Source organism: Photorhabdus sp. S10-54, from assembly GCF_963878145.1.
Lineage (GTDB): Bacteria > Pseudomonadota > Gammaproteobacteria > Enterobacterales > Enterobacteriaceae > Photorhabdus > Photorhabdus kayaii.
Genome location: NZ_CAWNXG010000055.1, coordinates 1 through 12,636 on the forward strand (window position 1 = coordinate 1; position 12,636 = coordinate 12,636).

The following is a 12,636-nucleotide window of genomic DNA, read 5'->3' on the forward strand; positions in this document are numbered from 1 at the left end:
ACACCACTTTCGAATCAGAAGTTTATATTCTGAGCAAAGACGAAGGTGGCCGTCATACGCCATTCTTCAAAGGCTACCGTCCACAGTTCTACTTCCGTACAACTGACGTGACCGGTACCATTGAACTCCCAGAAGGCGTGGAAATGGTGATGCCAGGTGATAACATTCAGATGAAAGTTACCTTGATTGCCCCAATCGCAATGGACCAGGGTCTGCGCTTCGCTATCCGTGAAGGTGGCCGTACAGTAGGTGCTGGTGTTGTTGCTAAAGTTATCGCTTAATAGCTAATAATTAAGTACCCAACTCTAGAATAGGTTTGCATTCTGTCTTGTTTTAGAACAGACGCCTGGTGTGCTACATTAGGTGTCTGTTAGTGAGTATTTTAATTTATATCATCCTTCCTTAAATTCTCTGTATGAACCACCCCGTTGGGTTGTCTCTTCGTGTTTTAAATTTTTGATTTTGATCGTTTGTTCCTGGAAGCGTCATTTAGCTGTTTTATCAGGATATTCTTAGAGTATATATACATCATTCATCTATAGAATACGTTAGTGATAACTCATGATTTTTCCAAATAAGTATTTGTCTTCAGACTTAGATAAGTCATATTTTCTTTTACATACAGGTAGTAATATCTAACCCATGCTTGTTCTGCCTCTGTTGGTATGTTCTAACAGAAAGAGGGGATACCCCTGAAAAGATTACGGCATAGCATGTTCGTTTTCGTACAACTAAGTATGTGAATTCTATATCCCGTAATATCTTAAGTGGGTTGTTCTGTCTAGCTATCAGTTCTGGAACAAATTGCTGATGTAGGAGATAGTCTTAGGATGGAATAAGTTTAAGAAAGTTCCTGATAGAGATAAAAGCCTTCCTAGCCAAAGTATTATAGAAATGAGAGAACTACCTCTATTTGACAAGGCTAAAAGAATATTTGGAAGAACCTGAATCAGAAAATTAAAATGCGAATGATTATTGAAATGAGACTCATTATTATTTAATATGCGCTATAATGTGTACCAGAGAGTGTTATTTATGTATGTCTGCCTATGTAATGCGGTGAGTGACAAAACAATACGTAATGCGGTGCGTCAACATCATATTCACTCTATTAAAGAACTAAAACGTATTGTGCCTGTAGGCCGTGATTGTGGCAAATGCATACGCCAAGCTAGAGAGCTAATTAATGAGGAGATTGCACAGCTACCCAAGATAGGTAACGTTGCTTGATAAAAAAGAAGTAAGTTTACTACTACTCTGTTGAATAGGTACTACACTTTAAGTACTGGAAGCGGAGGGGTAAGCTATGAAAGGTGATAAAAAAATGATTGTTCATTTGAACAAACTTCTTGGAAATGAGCTTGTTGCAATTAATCAGTATTTTCTGCACGCCCGGATGTTCAAAAACTGGGGTCTTACTCGACTTAATGATAAGGAATATCATGAATCTATCGATGAAATGAAGCACGCCGATAGGTACATTGAACGTATCCTTTTTCTTGAAGGGATTCCTAATTTGCAGGATCTAGGAAAACTTAACATCGGAGAAGATATCGAAGAAATGCTCAAATCTGACTTGCAGCTCGAATTGCAAGGAGCTAAAGATTTGAAAGAAGCGATTGCTTATGCTGATTCGATTCATGACTATGTTAGCCGTGATTTAATGATCGATATTCTAGATGAAGAAGAAAAGCATATTGATTGGCTGGAAACTCAATTTGAATTAATTGAACGTATGGGGATTCAAAATTACACTCAAGCACAGATCCTTGAAGGAGAATAGTTATAGTTACGGAAAAATGCCCTATCTGTTAAGTTAGGGCATTTTGTTTCATGCCCCTTTAATTTTACTCCGGACAAATCTTCATCTGTATCTTGCTTTGTTAATTGATTTGTGTATAATATGCGGTCTTACTTACGTGTAAGTCTGGTTTGTTAGCCAGTAAATGCGCAGTGTTTTTTACTGCCCATTTAAAATACCCCCGATATGGGGGTTATATATTGAACGATTACACTCTCCCATCAATCGAAATGGGCTCGAGTAGTAATTATTTACGTTTATAAAATAGTTGGAGCTCTGGTCTCATGCAGAACCAAAGAATCCGTATTCGCCTGAAAGCATTTGATCATCGTCTGATCGATCAATCAACTGCGGAAATTGTCGAGACCGCTAAGCGTACTGGTGCGCAGGTTCGTGGTCCGATCCCGCTGCCGACTCATAAAGAGCGTTTTACCGTTCTAATTTCTCCGCATGTTAATAAAGATGCGCGTGATCAGTACGAAATTCGCACTCATAAGCGTCTGGTTGACATCGTTGAGCCAACCGAGAAAACCGTTGATGCTCTGATGCGTCTGGATCTGGCTGCCGGTGTAGACGTGCAGATCAGCCTGGGTTAATCAGGTCATTGAACGATTAAGAGGTTGAAACAATGATTGGTTTAGTCGGTAAAAAAGTGGGTATGACTCGTATCTTCACTGAAGATGGCGTTTCGATCCCTGTAACTGTTATCGAAATTGAAGATAACCGAGTTACTCAGGTTAAAGATCTGGATAACGATGGTTATCGTGCAATTCAGGTTACTACTGGTAGCAAAAAAGCTAACCGTGTAAACAAACCTGAAGCAGGTCATTTCGCTAAAGCTGGCGTTGAAGCTGGCCGTATCCTGCGTGAATTCCGTCTGTCTGAAGGCGAAGAATATGCTGTAGGTCAAAGCATTAGCGTTGAGATTTTCGCTGACGTTAAGAAAGTCGACGTTACTGGTACATCTAAAGGTAAAGGTTTTGCTGGTACTGTTAAGCGCTGGAACTTCCGTACCCAAGATGCTAGCCACGGTAACTCTTTGTCTCATCGTGTTCCGGGTTCTATCGGTCAGAACCAAACTCCGGGCAAGGTATTTAAAGGCAAGAAAATGGCAGGCCAGCTGGGTAATGAACGCGTAACTGTTCAAAGCCTGGATGTAGTACGTGTTGACGCTGAGCGCAACCTGCTGCTGGTCAAAGGTGCTGTTCCAGGTTCAACTGGCGGCAACCTGATCGTAAAACCGGCTGTCAAGGCGTAACGTCGAGGAGATAGGAATGGAATTGGTAATGAAAGACGCGCAAGGCGCGCTGACTGTTTCCGAAACTACCTTCGGGCGTGATTTCAATGAAGCGCTTGTGCATCAAGTAGTTGTTGCTTACGCAGCTGGTGCACGTCAAGGTACTCGTGCTCAGAAAACCCGTGCTGAAGTTTCTGGTTCAGGTAAAAAACCATGGCGTCAGAAAGGCACTGGCCGTGCACGCTCTGGTTCTATTAAGAGCCCAATTTGGCGCTCTGGTGGCGTAACTTTCGCAGCTAAGCCACAGGACCACAGTCAAAAAGTTAATAAGAAAATGTACCGTGGTGCTTTAAAAAGCATCCTGTCTGAATTGGTACGTCAAGATCGTTTGATCGTTGTCGAGAAGTTTTCTGTAGAAGCGCCTAAAACCAAGCTTCTGGTTCAGAAACTGAAAGAGATGGCGCTGGAAGATGTGCTGATTATCACTAATGAAGTTGATGAGAATTTGTTCTTAGCAGCTCGCAACCTGTACAAGGTTGATGTTCGTGATGTAGCTGGTATTGATCCAGTGAGCTTGATCGCCTTCGATAAAGTGGTTATGACTGCTGATGCTGTGAAGCAAGTTGAGGAGATGCTGGCATGATCCGTGAAGAACGTCTGCTGAAAGTACTGCGCGCACCGCACGTATCTGAAAAAGCTTCTACAGCGATGGAGAAAAGCAACACCATCGTTCTCAAAGTTGCGAAAGACGCGACTAAAGCAGAAATCAAAGCTGCTGTGCAGAAACTGTTTGAAGTCGAAGTTGAAGGTGTTAACACTTTGCTGGTAAAAGGCAAAACTAAACGCCACGGTCAGCGTATTGGTCGTCGTAGCGACTGGAAAAAAGCTTACGTCACACTGAAGGAAGGCCAGAATATGGACTTCATCGGTGGTGCAGAGTAAGTCGGAGGAGTAAAGAACAATGGCAATTGTTAAATGTAAACCTACGTCTCCGGGCCGTCGCCACGTTGTTAAAGTGGTTAACCCTGAGCTGCATAAGGGTAAACCTTATGCTCCATTGCTGGAAAAAAGCAGCAAAACCGGTGGTCGTAACAACAATGGCCGTATTACCACTCGTCACATTGGTGGTGGCCACAAGCAGCACTATCGTTTGATTGACTTTAAACGTAATAAAGATGGTATCCCTGCTGTAGTTGAGCGCTTGGAATATGATCCAAATCGTTCAGCAAATATCGCCTTGGTTTTGTATAAAGATGGTGAACGTCGTTATATCCTTGCACCTAAAGGGCTGAAAGCTGGTGATCAGATTCAATCTGGTGTTGACGCAGCTATCAAAACTGGTAACGCATTGCCAATGCGCAATATCCCTGTTGGTTCTACCGTACATAACGTAGAAATGAAACCGGGTAAAGGTGGTCAGTTGGCTCGTTCCGCTGGTGCATACGTTCAGATCGTTGCCCGTGATGGTTCTTATGTAACTTTGCGTCTGCGTTCTGGTGAAATGCGTAAAGTTCTGTCTGACTGCCGCGCCACTTTAGGTGAGGTTGGTAATGCAGAACATATGCTACGTGTTCTGGGTAAAGCTGGTGCAAGTCGCTGGCGTGGTATTCGTCCTACCGTTCGTGGTACGGCGATGAACCCGGTAGATCACCCACATGGTGGTGGTGAAGGTCGTAACTTTGGTAAACATCCTGTAACTCCTTGGGGTGTTCAAACTAAAGGTAAGAAGACCCGTAGTAATAAACGTACTGATCAGTTCATCGTACGTCGCCGTACTAAAAAATAATTAGAGGATAAACCATGCCACGTTCTCTCAAGAAAGGTCCATTTATTGACCTGCACTTGCTGAAGAAGGTAGAGAAAGCGGTGGAAAGCGGAGACAAAAAGCCTATTAAGACTTGGTCCCGTCGTTCAACGATCTTTCCTAACATGATCGGTTTGACCATCGCTGTCCATAATGGTCGTCAGCATGTACCAGTTTTTGTTTCCGACGAAATGGTTGGTCATAAACTAGGTGAATTCGCACCGACCCGTACTTATCGCGGCCATGCGGCCGATAAAAAGGCTAAAAAGCGCTAAGGTAGGAGGAAGAGATGGAAACTATCGCTAAACATCGCCACGCTCGTTCTTCTGCTCAGAAGGTTCGCCTTGTAGCTGACCTGATTCGCGGTAAGAAAGTGTCGCAAGCTCTGGAAACTCTGACCTATACCAATAAGAAAGCTGCTGGTTTAGTGAAGAAAGTACTTGAGTCTGCTATTGCTAATGCAGAACACAACGATGGTGCTGACATTGATGATCTGAAGGTCACGAAGATTTTCGTAGACGAAGGCCCGACTATGAAGCGTATTATGCCTCGTGCAAAAGGTCGTGCAGATCGCATCCTGAAGCGCAGCAGCCACATTACTGTGGTTGTGTCCGATCGCTGAGACTCTGGAGACTAGCAATGGGTCAGAAAGTACATCCTAATGGTATTCGCCTGGGTATTGTCAAACCTTGGAACTCTACTTGGTATGCGAATACTAAAGAATTCGCTGACAACCTAGACAGCGATTTTAAAGTTCGCCAGTACTTGAAGAAAGAACTGGCAAAAGCGTCTATTTCACGCATTGTTATTGAACGTCCTGCTAAAAGTATTCGTGTAACTATTCACACTGCTCGCCCAGGTATCGTAATCGGTAAGAAAGGTGAAGACGTAGAAAAACTGCGTAAAACTGTAGCGGAAATCGCTGGTGTTCCTGCGCAAATTAATATCTCTGAAGTGCGTAAGCCTGAACTGGACGCGAAACTGGTTGCTGACAGTATTACTTCACAGCTGGAACGTCGTGTTATGTTCCGTCGTGCTATGAAGCGTGCAGTCCAGAATGCGATGCGTCTAGGCGCTAAAGGCATTAAAGTGGAAGTCAGTGGCCGTTTAGGCGGTGCTGAAATCGCGCGTACTGAATGGTATCGTGAAGGTCGTGTACCGTTGCACACACTGCGTGCAGATATCGACTACAACACTTCAGAAGCGCACACCACTTATGGTGTACTCGGCGTTAAGGTATGGATCTTCAAAGGTGAGATCTTGGGTGGTATGGCTGCTGTTGAACAGGCGGAAAAACCGGCTGCACAACCTAAAAAGCAGCAGCGCAAAGGCCGCAAGTAAGGAGAGTCGCTGATGTTACAACCAAAGCGTACGAAATTCCGTAAAATGCACAAAGGCCGTAACCGTGGCCTGGCAGCAGGTGCGGATGTTAGCTTCGGCACTTTCGGTCTGAAAGCTGTGGGCCGTGGCCGTCTGACGGCACGTCAGATTGAAGCGGCACGTCGTGCTATGACCCGTGCAATTAAACGTCAAGGTAAAATCTGGATACGTGTATTTCCAGACAAACCTATCACTGAAAAGCCACTCGAAGTGCGTATGGGTAAAGGTAAAGGTAACGTAGAATATTGGGTTGCCTTGATCCAGCCTGGTAAAGTCCTTTATGAAATGGATGGTGTGCCTGAAGAGCTGGCTCGTGAAGCATTCAAGCTGGCAGCAGCGAAACTGCCTATCAAGACCACCTTTGTAACTAAGACGGTGATGTAATGAAAGCACAAGAGCTGCGCGAAAAAAGCGTTGAAGAGCTGAACACTGAGCTGCTGAATTTGCTGCGTGAACAATTTAACCTGCGCATGCAGGCTGCAAGTGGCCAGCTACAACAGTCTCATCTGTTGAAACAAGTGCGTCGTAATATCGCACGCGTTAAGACTTTATTGACTGAGAAGGCGGGTGCGTAATGACCGATAAAATCCGTACTTTGCAAGGTCGTGTTGTAAGTGACAAAATGGAGAAATCTATTGTTGTTGCTATTGAGCGTAAGGTGAAACACCCTCTGTATGGTAAATTCATCAAACGTACGACTAAACTGCATGTACATGACGAGAACAATGAATGTGGTATTGGTGATGTGGTGGAAATCCGCGAAACCCGTCCACTGTCCAAAACTAAATCTTGGACTTTAGTTCGCGTTGTAGAGAAAGCGATTCTGTAAGCTGGCTCGAATAGAGTAAACGGCTCAGGCTATGGGCCGTTTATTTTTTCTATCTATATCTGAGATGTGGTGTTATAATGCCGCGCCCTCGTGATATGGGGTATCTGAACGGCCTCTTCATATTAAATTATAGTAGTGAAGTGGGCTCAGTAGTAGTTGACATTTAGCGGAGCACTAAAATGATCCAAGAACAGACTATGCTGAACGTGGCCGACAACTCCGGTGCACGTCGCGTAATGTGTATCAAGGTTCTGGGTGGCTCGCACCGTCGCTATGCACACGTCGGCGACATCATAAAAGTCACCATCAAGGAAGCAATTCCTCGTGGTAAAGTGAAAAAAGGTGATGTCCTGAAAGCGGTAGTGGTGCGCACCAAGAAGGGTGTTCGTCGCCCTGACGGTTCTGTCATTCGCTTCGATGGCAATGCTTGCGTGTTGTTAAACAACACAAGTGAGCAAGTTATCGGTACGCGTATTTTTGGGCCGGTAACTCGTGAACTTCGTAATGAAAAGTTCATGAAAATTATCTCCCTGGCACCAGAAGTACTCTAAGGAGCGGACAATGGCAGCGAAAATCCGTCGTGATGACGAAGTTATCGTGTTGACTGGAAAAGATAAAGGTAAGCGCGGTAAAGTAAAACAGGTTCTTTCTACTGGGAAAGTCATTGTTGAAGGTATCAACTTGGTTAAAAAGCATCAGAAGCCTGTTCCGGCTCTGAACCAGCCAGGTGGCATCGTTGAAAAAGAAGCTGCAATCCAGGTTTCAAACGTTGCGATCTTCAATGCGGCAACCGGTAAGGCTGACCGTGTAGGTTTTAGATTTGAAGACGGAAAAAAAGTTCGTTTCTTTAAATCTAACAGCGAAACTATCAAGTAATTTGGAGTAATACGATGGCGAAACTGCATGATTACTACAAAGACGAGGTAGTCCAAAAACTGATGACTCAGTTTGGCTACAATTCTGTCATGCAAGTCCCTCGGGTCGAGAAGATCACCCTGAACATGGGTGTTGGTGAAGCAATTGCTGATAAGAAACTGCTGGATAATGCAGCAGCGGATCTGGCAGCAATCTCTGGTCAAAAACCATTGATCACCAAAGCGCGCAAATCAGTTGCAGGCTTCAAAATCCGTCAGGGCTATCCAATCGGCTGTAAAGTGACCCTGCGTGGTGAACGTATGTGGGAGTTTCTTGAGCGCCTGATTTCTATTGCTGTACCTCGTATTCGTGACTTCCGTGGTTTGTCTGCTAAGTCATTTGATGGTCGTGGCAATTACAGCATGGGTGTACGTGAGCAAATCATCTTCCCTGAAATCGATTACGATAAAGTGGATCGTGTTCGTGGTCTGGATATTACTATCACCACAACTGCGAAATCTGATGATGAAGGCCGCGCACTGTTGGCTGCTTTTAACTTCCCGTTCCGCAAGTAAGGCAGGGTATTCATGGCTAAGCAATCAATGAAAGCACGTGATGTAAAACGTGCGAAATTAGCTGAAAAATTCTTCACTAAACGTGTAGAATTGAAAGCTGTCATTTCTGATGTGAATGCATCTGATGAAGAGCGTTGGAGTGCTGTTCTTAAGCTGCAAACACTGCCACGTGATTCCAGCCCTTCTCGTCAGCGTAACCGCTGCCGCCAAACTGGTCGTCCGCATGCGTTTTTGCGGAAGTTTGGGTTGAGCCGTATTAAAGTCCGTGAAGCCGCCATGCGCGGTGAAATTCCGGGCCTTAAAAAGGCTAGCTGGTAATTGTCACCAATTGAATCACGGGAGTAAAGACAGATGAGCATGCAAGATCCCATCGCGGATATGCTGACCCGTATCCGTAACGGTCAGGCCGCGAATAAAGTTGCGGTCACCATGCCTTCCTCCAAGCTGAAAGTGGCAATTGCCAAGGTGCTGAAGGAAGAAGGTTATATTGAAGATTATAAAATTGAAGGCGACACCAAGCCAGAGCTGGAATTAGTACTGAAATACTTCCAGGGCAAGGCTGTTGTAGAAAGTATTCAGCGTGTAAGCCGACCAAGTCTGCGCATCTATAAGAAAAAAGATGAGCTGCCACAAGTTATGGCTGGTTTGGGTATCGCTGTTGTTTCTACCTCTAAAGGTGTAATGACTGATCGTGCAGCTCGCCAAGCTGGTCTTGGTGGCGAGATTCTCTGCTACGTAGCTTAATTCGGGAGGAAAGAATGTCTCGTGTTGCAAAAGCACCCGTCGTTATTCCTACCGACGTAGAGGTAAAACTCGACGGTCAGGTTATTTCGATTAAGGGTAAAAACGGCGAGTTGAGTCGTACAATCCACAGCGCAGTTGAAGTTAAGCATGCAGATAATCAACTGACCTTCGCTCCACGCGATGGTTATGTTGATGGTTGGGCACAGGCGGGTACAACTCGTTCTTTGCTGAATGCTATGGTTATCGGTGTTACCGAAGGCTTCACTAAGAAGCTTCAACTGGTAGGTGTTGGTTATCGTGCAGCAGTCAAAGGCAATGTTATCAACATGTCTCTGGGCTTCTCACATCCAGTTGACCACGAACTGCCAGCAGGCATTACTGCAGAATGTCCGTCACAAACTGAAATCGTACTAAAGGGTGCTGATAAACAGGTAATCGGTCAGGTTGCGGCAGAACTGCGTGCCTATCGTCGTCCTGAGCCTTATAAAGGTAAGGGTGTTCGTTACGCCGACGAAGTCGTGCGTATCAAAGAGGCTAAGAAGAAGTAAGGTAACACTATGGATAAGAAAGCAGCTCGTATCCGTCGTGCGACCCGCGCACGCCGCAAGCTCCAGGAACTGGGTGCAACTCGCCTGGTGGTACATCGTACCCCTCGCCATATTTATGCGCAGGTTATCGCACCAAACGGTTCTGAAACTTTGGTGGCAGCTTCTACTACAGAAAAAGCTATCAATGAACAACTGAAATACACTGGAAATAAAGAAGCAGCAGCAGCAGTTGGCAAGGCAATTGCTGAACGTGCATTGGAAAAAGGTATTAAAGATGTATCCTTTGACCGCTCTGGTTTCCAATATCATGGTCGAGTCCAGGCACTGGCAGATGCTGCCCGTGAAGCTGGCCTTCAGTTCTAAGGTAGAGGTGTAAGATGGCTCACATCGAAAAACAAGCTGGCGAACTGCAGGAAAAGCTGATTGCGGTAAATCGCGTATCTAAAACCGTAAAAGGTGGCCGGATTTTCAGCTTTACCGCACTGACTGTTGTAGGTGATGGTAATGGTCGCGTTGGTTTTGGCTACGGCAAAGCACGCGAAGTTCCGGCAGCAATCCAGAAAGCGATGGAAAAAGCCCGTCGCAATATGAAAACCGTCGCATTGAACAGCGGCACTTTATATCACCCAGTAAAAGGTGCACACACTGGTTCCCGTGTGTTCATGCAGCCTGCTCACGAAGGTACTGGTATCATCGCAGGCGGTGCTATGCGTGCTGTTTTGGAGGTGGCTGGTGTTCGTAACGTACTGGCTAAAACCTATGGTTCCACCAACCCTATTAATGTGGTTCGTGCAACTCTGGATGCTTTAGACAGCATGAAGTCTCCAGAAATGGTCGCAGCTAAGCGTGGTAAATCCGTCGAAGAAATTCTGGGGTAATGGCCATGGCTAAGACTATTAAAGTAACACAGATTCGCAGTTCAATTGGCCGTCTGCCTAAACATAAGGCAACTTTGGTTGGTTTAGGTCTGCGCCGTATCGGTCATACAGTAGAGCGTGAAGATACTCCTGCTATACGTGGTATGATCAACTTGGTTTCCTATATGGTTAAAGTTGAGGAGTAACAGATGCGCTTAAATACTCTGTCTCCGGCTGATGGTTCCAAGCATGCGCCTAAACGTGTAGGTCGTGGTATTGGTTCTGGCCTGGGTAAAACCGGTGGCCGTGGTCACAAGGGTCAGAAGTCTCGTTCTGGCGGTGGCGTACGTCGCGGTTTTGAAGGTGGTCAGATGCCTTTGTACCGTCGTTTGCCAAAATTTGGCTTTACTTCACGTAAGGCGATGGTCACAGCAGAAGTTCGTTTGTCTGATTTTGCTGCCGTTGAAGGCGATATTATCGATCTGAACGCATTGAAAGCAGCTAACATTGTTGGCACTCAAATTGAATTTGCGAAAGTTATTCTTTCTGGCGAAATCAATCGTGCAGTAACTGTGCGTGGCCTTCGTGTTACTAAGGGCGCTCGTGCTGCAATTGAAGCTGCTGGCGGTAAAATTGAGGAATAAGTAACAGATGGCTAAACAACCAGGATTAGATTTCCAAAGTGCTAAAGGTGGACTAGGCGAGCTGAAACGTAGGCTGTTGTTTGTTATTGGCGCGTTAATTGTTTTCCGTATTGGTTCTTTTATTCCTATCCCTGGTATTGATGCCACTGTGCTTGCCAAATTGCTCGAACAGCAAAGGGGCACCATCATTGAAATGTTTAACATGTTCTCTGGTGGTGCTTTAAGTCGTGCTTCTATCTTTGCACTGGGGATAATGCCGTATATTTCTGCGTCTATTATTATTCAGTTGTTGACGGTGGTTCATCCAACGTTGGCAGAGATTAAGAAGGAAGGGGAAGCTGGTCGTCGTAAGATTAGCCAGTATACTCGCTATGGTACTTTAGTGCTGGCTATATTCCAGTCAATCGGTATTGCTACTGGTTTGCCGAATATGCCAGGAATGCAAGGGCTGGTGATCAATCCAGGGTTTGCTTTCTACTTCACGGCTGTTGTGAGCCTAGTTACTGGGACTATGTTCCTAATGTGGTTGGGTGAGCAGATTACTGAGCGTGGTATTGGAAACGGTATCTCTATCATAATCTTTGCTGGTATTGTTGCGGGTTTGCCGCCGGCCATTGGCCATACCATTGAGCAAGCTCGGCAAGGCGATCTGCACTTCCTCCTGTTGCTGTTGGTTGCAGTGTTAGTGTTTGCAGTAACTTTCTTCGTTGTTTTCATGGAGCGTGGCCAACGACGTATCGTTGTTAACTATGCAAAACGTCAACAGGGTCGCCGAGTTTATGCTGCACAGAGCACACATTTACCGTTGAAAGTGAATATGGCTGGGGTTATCCCTGCAATTTTTGCTTCCAGCATTATTCTGTTCCCTGGTACCATAGCTTCCTGGTTTGGGGGAGGAACTGGTTGGAACTGGCTGACTACTATTTCAATGTATTTGCAGCCTGGGCAACCGCTTTATGTGTTACTCTACGCGTCTGCAATCATCTTCTTCTGTTTTTTCTATACTGCGTTGGTTTTCAACCCGAGAGAAACAGCAGATAACCTGAAGAAGTCCGGTGCATTTGTACCAGGAATTCGTCCGGGAGAGCAAACAGCCAAGTACATTGATAAGGTAATGACACGCCTAACTTTAGTTGGTGCGATGTATATTACTTTTATCTGCTTAATCCCGGAGTTCATGCGTGATGCGATGAAGGTGCCATTTTATTTTGGCGGTACTTCGCTACTTATTGTAGTTGTAGTCATCATGGACTTTATGGCTCAAGTGCAAACTCTGATGATGTCAAGTCAGTATGAGTCTGCATTGAAGAAGGCAAATCTTAAAGGTTATAACCGTTAATTGGTTTGCTTGAGAAGTTACGG

Annotated in this window: 24 protein-coding genes and 1 pseudogene; all 25 read left to right on the top strand. The window is 45.2% G+C overall.

What is annotated here, in order from left to right; translation table 11 throughout:
• Positions 1–281, top strand: a pseudogene (gene tuf / locus AACQ83_RS20740) (elongation factor Tu); the annotation flags it as partial.
• A gap of 754 nt (positions 282–1,035) precedes the next feature.
• Complete coding sequence (bfd, locus tag AACQ83_RS20745) at positions 1,036–1,230, top strand: bacterioferritin-associated ferredoxin (RefSeq protein WP_112879459.1); 195 nt, start codon at positions 1,036–1,038, stop codon at positions 1,228–1,230.
• A gap of 76 nt (positions 1,231–1,306) precedes the next feature.
• Positions 1,307–1,783 carry a bacterioferritin gene (gene bfr / locus AACQ83_RS20750; protein WP_112879438.1) on the top strand — a complete coding sequence of 159 codons (477 nt, stop codon included), beginning with the start codon at positions 1,307–1,309 and terminating at the stop codon, positions 1,781–1,783.
• A gap of 302 nt (positions 1,784–2,085) precedes the next feature.
• Positions 2,086–2,397, top strand: coding sequence for a 30S ribosomal protein S10 (rpsJ, locus tag AACQ83_RS20755; RefSeq protein ID WP_112879439.1), 312 nt, complete (start codon positions 2,086–2,088; stop codon positions 2,395–2,397).
• Positions 2,398–2,429: 32 nt separating this feature from the next.
• Positions 2,430–3,059, top strand: a complete 630-nt coding sequence (gene rplC / locus AACQ83_RS20760; RefSeq protein ID WP_112879440.1) for a 50S ribosomal protein L3 — start codon at positions 2,430–2,432, stop codon at positions 3,057–3,059.
• Between the two features lie 16 nt (positions 3,060–3,075).
• Positions 3,076–3,681: a 50S ribosomal protein L4 gene (gene rplD, locus AACQ83_RS20765; protein WP_011148794.1), complete on the top strand. Its 606-nt coding sequence runs from the start codon at positions 3,076–3,078 to the stop codon at positions 3,679–3,681.
• A complete protein-coding gene (gene rplW / locus AACQ83_RS20770) occupies positions 3,678–3,980 on the top strand; it encodes a 50S ribosomal protein L23 (RefSeq protein ID WP_021322796.1) in 303 nt (100 codons plus the stop codon). Before rplD ends, rplW begins: the two co-directional genes overlap by 4 nt.
• Positions 3,981–3,999: 19 nt before the next feature.
• Entirely contained in the window at positions 4,000–4,824 is an 825-nt protein-coding gene (gene rplB, locus AACQ83_RS20775) for a 50S ribosomal protein L2 (RefSeq protein WP_112879441.1), read from the top strand.
• Between the two features lie 14 nt (positions 4,825–4,838).
• Positions 4,839–5,117, top strand: a complete 279-nt coding sequence (rpsS, locus tag AACQ83_RS20780; protein ID WP_011148791.1) for a 30S ribosomal protein S19 — start codon at positions 4,839–4,841, stop codon at positions 5,115–5,117.
• A gap of 14 nt (positions 5,118–5,131) precedes the next feature.
• Positions 5,132–5,464 (top strand): 50S ribosomal protein L22, encoded by a 333-nt coding sequence (gene rplV, locus AACQ83_RS20785; RefSeq protein WP_011148790.1) that lies wholly within the window; start codon positions 5,132–5,134, stop codon positions 5,462–5,464.
• 17 nt (positions 5,465–5,481) lie between these two features.
• Positions 5,482–6,183, top strand: a complete 702-nt coding sequence (rpsC, locus tag AACQ83_RS20790) for a 30S ribosomal protein S3 (protein ID WP_112879442.1) — start codon at positions 5,482–5,484, stop codon at positions 6,181–6,183.
• A 12-nt stretch (positions 6,184–6,195) separates the two neighbouring features.
• Entirely contained in the window at positions 6,196–6,606 is a 411-nt protein-coding gene (rplP, locus tag AACQ83_RS20795; protein ID WP_011148788.1) for a 50S ribosomal protein L16, read from the top strand.
• A complete protein-coding gene (gene rpmC / locus AACQ83_RS20800; RefSeq protein WP_010847484.1) occupies positions 6,606–6,797 on the top strand; it encodes a 50S ribosomal protein L29 in 192 nt (63 codons plus the stop codon). The genes rplP and rpmC overlap by 1 nt, the downstream gene beginning before the upstream one ends.
• The gene (gene rpsQ / locus AACQ83_RS20805; RefSeq protein ID WP_011148786.1) at positions 6,797–7,051 is read left to right on the top strand and encodes a 30S ribosomal protein S17; all 255 of its coding nucleotides are present in this window, start codon (positions 6,797–6,799) and stop codon (positions 7,049–7,051) included. The genes rpmC and rpsQ overlap by 1 nt, the downstream gene beginning before the upstream one ends.
• A 179-nt stretch (positions 7,052–7,230) precedes the next feature.
• Positions 7,231–7,602, top strand: a complete 372-nt coding sequence (gene rplN / locus AACQ83_RS20810) for a 50S ribosomal protein L14 (protein WP_036781889.1) — start codon at positions 7,231–7,233, stop codon at positions 7,600–7,602.
• Positions 7,603–7,612: 10 nt separating this feature from the next.
• Entirely contained in the window at positions 7,613–7,927 is a 315-nt protein-coding gene (rplX, locus tag AACQ83_RS20815; protein WP_036781887.1) for a 50S ribosomal protein L24, read from the top strand.
• A 14-nt stretch (positions 7,928–7,941) separates the two neighbouring features.
• Positions 7,942–8,481, top strand: a complete 540-nt coding sequence (gene rplE / locus AACQ83_RS20820; protein ID WP_011148783.1) for a 50S ribosomal protein L5 — start codon at positions 7,942–7,944, stop codon at positions 8,479–8,481.
• A gap of 12 nt (positions 8,482–8,493) precedes the next feature.
• Positions 8,494–8,799, top strand: coding sequence for a 30S ribosomal protein S14 (gene rpsN, locus AACQ83_RS20825; protein ID WP_112879443.1), 306 nt, complete (start codon positions 8,494–8,496; stop codon positions 8,797–8,799).
• Positions 8,800–8,832: 33 nt separating this feature from the next.
• Positions 8,833–9,225, top strand: a complete 393-nt coding sequence (gene rpsH / locus AACQ83_RS20830) for a 30S ribosomal protein S8 (RefSeq protein WP_011148781.1) — start codon at positions 8,833–8,835, stop codon at positions 9,223–9,225.
• Between the two features lie 14 nt (positions 9,226–9,239).
• The gene (gene rplF, locus AACQ83_RS20835; protein WP_112879444.1) at positions 9,240–9,773 is read left to right on the top strand and encodes a 50S ribosomal protein L6; all 534 of its coding nucleotides are present in this window, start codon (positions 9,240–9,242) and stop codon (positions 9,771–9,773) included.
• Between the two features lie 9 nt (positions 9,774–9,782).
• On the top strand, positions 9,783–10,136 hold the full coding sequence (rplR, locus tag AACQ83_RS20840) for a 50S ribosomal protein L18 (protein ID WP_011148779.1): 354 nt from the start codon (positions 9,783–9,785) through the stop codon (positions 10,134–10,136).
• A 14-nt stretch (positions 10,137–10,150) separates the two neighbouring features.
• Positions 10,151–10,651 carry a 30S ribosomal protein S5 gene (gene rpsE / locus AACQ83_RS20845; RefSeq protein ID WP_011148778.1) on the top strand — a complete coding sequence of 167 codons (501 nt, stop codon included), beginning with the start codon at positions 10,151–10,153 and terminating at the stop codon, positions 10,649–10,651.
• A gap of 5 nt (positions 10,652–10,656) precedes the next feature.
• Positions 10,657–10,836, top strand: coding sequence for a 50S ribosomal protein L30 (rpmD, locus tag AACQ83_RS20850; protein WP_011148777.1), 180 nt, complete (start codon positions 10,657–10,659; stop codon positions 10,834–10,836).
• A 3-nt stretch (positions 10,837–10,839) separates the two neighbouring features.
• Positions 10,840–11,274 carry a 50S ribosomal protein L15 gene (gene rplO / locus AACQ83_RS20855; RefSeq protein ID WP_112879445.1) on the top strand — a complete coding sequence of 145 codons (435 nt, stop codon included), beginning with the start codon at positions 10,840–10,842 and terminating at the stop codon, positions 11,272–11,274.
• 7 nt (positions 11,275–11,281) lie between these two features.
• The gene (secY, locus tag AACQ83_RS20860) at positions 11,282–12,613 is read left to right on the top strand and encodes a preprotein translocase subunit SecY (protein WP_011148775.1); all 1,332 of its coding nucleotides are present in this window, start codon (positions 11,282–11,284) and stop codon (positions 12,611–12,613) included.
• Positions 12,614–12,636: the final 23 nt, after the last annotated feature.

What these genes read in the sequence shown, in the direction of transcription:
- bfd (WP_112879459.1), top strand. Translation starts at nt 1,036, where the DNA reads ATGTATGTCTGCCTATGTAATGCGGTGAGTGACAAAACAATACGTAAT.
- bfr (WP_112879438.1), top strand. Translation starts at nt 1,307, where the DNA reads ATGAAAGGTGATAAAAAAATGATTGTTCATTTGAACAAACTTCTTGGA.
- rpsJ (WP_112879439.1), top strand. Translation starts at nt 2,086, where the DNA reads ATGCAGAACCAAAGAATCCGTATTCGCCTGAAAGCATTTGATCATCGT.
- rplC (WP_112879440.1), top strand. Translation starts at nt 2,430, where the DNA reads ATGATTGGTTTAGTCGGTAAAAAAGTGGGTATGACTCGTATCTTCACT.
- rplD (WP_011148794.1), top strand. Translation starts at nt 3,076, where the DNA reads ATGGAATTGGTAATGAAAGACGCGCAAGGCGCGCTGACTGTTTCCGAA.
- rplW (WP_021322796.1), top strand. Translation starts at nt 3,678, where the DNA reads ATGATCCGTGAAGAACGTCTGCTGAAAGTACTGCGCGCACCGCACGTA.
- rplB (WP_112879441.1), top strand. Translation starts at nt 4,000, where the DNA reads ATGGCAATTGTTAAATGTAAACCTACGTCTCCGGGCCGTCGCCACGTT.
- rpsS (WP_011148791.1), top strand. Translation starts at nt 4,839, where the DNA reads ATGCCACGTTCTCTCAAGAAAGGTCCATTTATTGACCTGCACTTGCTG.
- rplV (WP_011148790.1), top strand. Translation starts at nt 5,132, where the DNA reads ATGGAAACTATCGCTAAACATCGCCACGCTCGTTCTTCTGCTCAGAAG.
- rpsC (WP_112879442.1), top strand. Translation starts at nt 5,482, where the DNA reads ATGGGTCAGAAAGTACATCCTAATGGTATTCGCCTGGGTATTGTCAAA.
- rplP (WP_011148788.1), top strand. Translation starts at nt 6,196, where the DNA reads ATGTTACAACCAAAGCGTACGAAATTCCGTAAAATGCACAAAGGCCGT.
- rpmC (WP_010847484.1), top strand. Translation starts at nt 6,606, where the DNA reads ATGAAAGCACAAGAGCTGCGCGAAAAAAGCGTTGAAGAGCTGAACACT.
- rpsQ (WP_011148786.1), top strand. Translation starts at nt 6,797, where the DNA reads ATGACCGATAAAATCCGTACTTTGCAAGGTCGTGTTGTAAGTGACAAA.
- rplN (WP_036781889.1), top strand. Translation starts at nt 7,231, where the DNA reads ATGATCCAAGAACAGACTATGCTGAACGTGGCCGACAACTCCGGTGCA.
- rplX (WP_036781887.1), top strand. Translation starts at nt 7,613, where the DNA reads ATGGCAGCGAAAATCCGTCGTGATGACGAAGTTATCGTGTTGACTGGA.
- rplE (WP_011148783.1), top strand. Translation starts at nt 7,942, where the DNA reads ATGGCGAAACTGCATGATTACTACAAAGACGAGGTAGTCCAAAAACTG.
- rpsN (WP_112879443.1), top strand. Translation starts at nt 8,494, where the DNA reads ATGGCTAAGCAATCAATGAAAGCACGTGATGTAAAACGTGCGAAATTA.
- rpsH (WP_011148781.1), top strand. Translation starts at nt 8,833, where the DNA reads ATGAGCATGCAAGATCCCATCGCGGATATGCTGACCCGTATCCGTAAC.
- rplF (WP_112879444.1), top strand. Translation starts at nt 9,240, where the DNA reads ATGTCTCGTGTTGCAAAAGCACCCGTCGTTATTCCTACCGACGTAGAG.
- rplR (WP_011148779.1), top strand. Translation starts at nt 9,783, where the DNA reads ATGGATAAGAAAGCAGCTCGTATCCGTCGTGCGACCCGCGCACGCCGC.
- rpsE (WP_011148778.1), top strand. Translation starts at nt 10,151, where the DNA reads ATGGCTCACATCGAAAAACAAGCTGGCGAACTGCAGGAAAAGCTGATT.
- rpmD (WP_011148777.1), top strand. Translation starts at nt 10,657, where the DNA reads ATGGCTAAGACTATTAAAGTAACACAGATTCGCAGTTCAATTGGCCGT.
- rplO (WP_112879445.1), top strand. Translation starts at nt 10,840, where the DNA reads ATGCGCTTAAATACTCTGTCTCCGGCTGATGGTTCCAAGCATGCGCCT.
- secY (WP_011148775.1), top strand. Translation starts at nt 11,282, where the DNA reads ATGGCTAAACAACCAGGATTAGATTTCCAAAGTGCTAAAGGTGGACTA.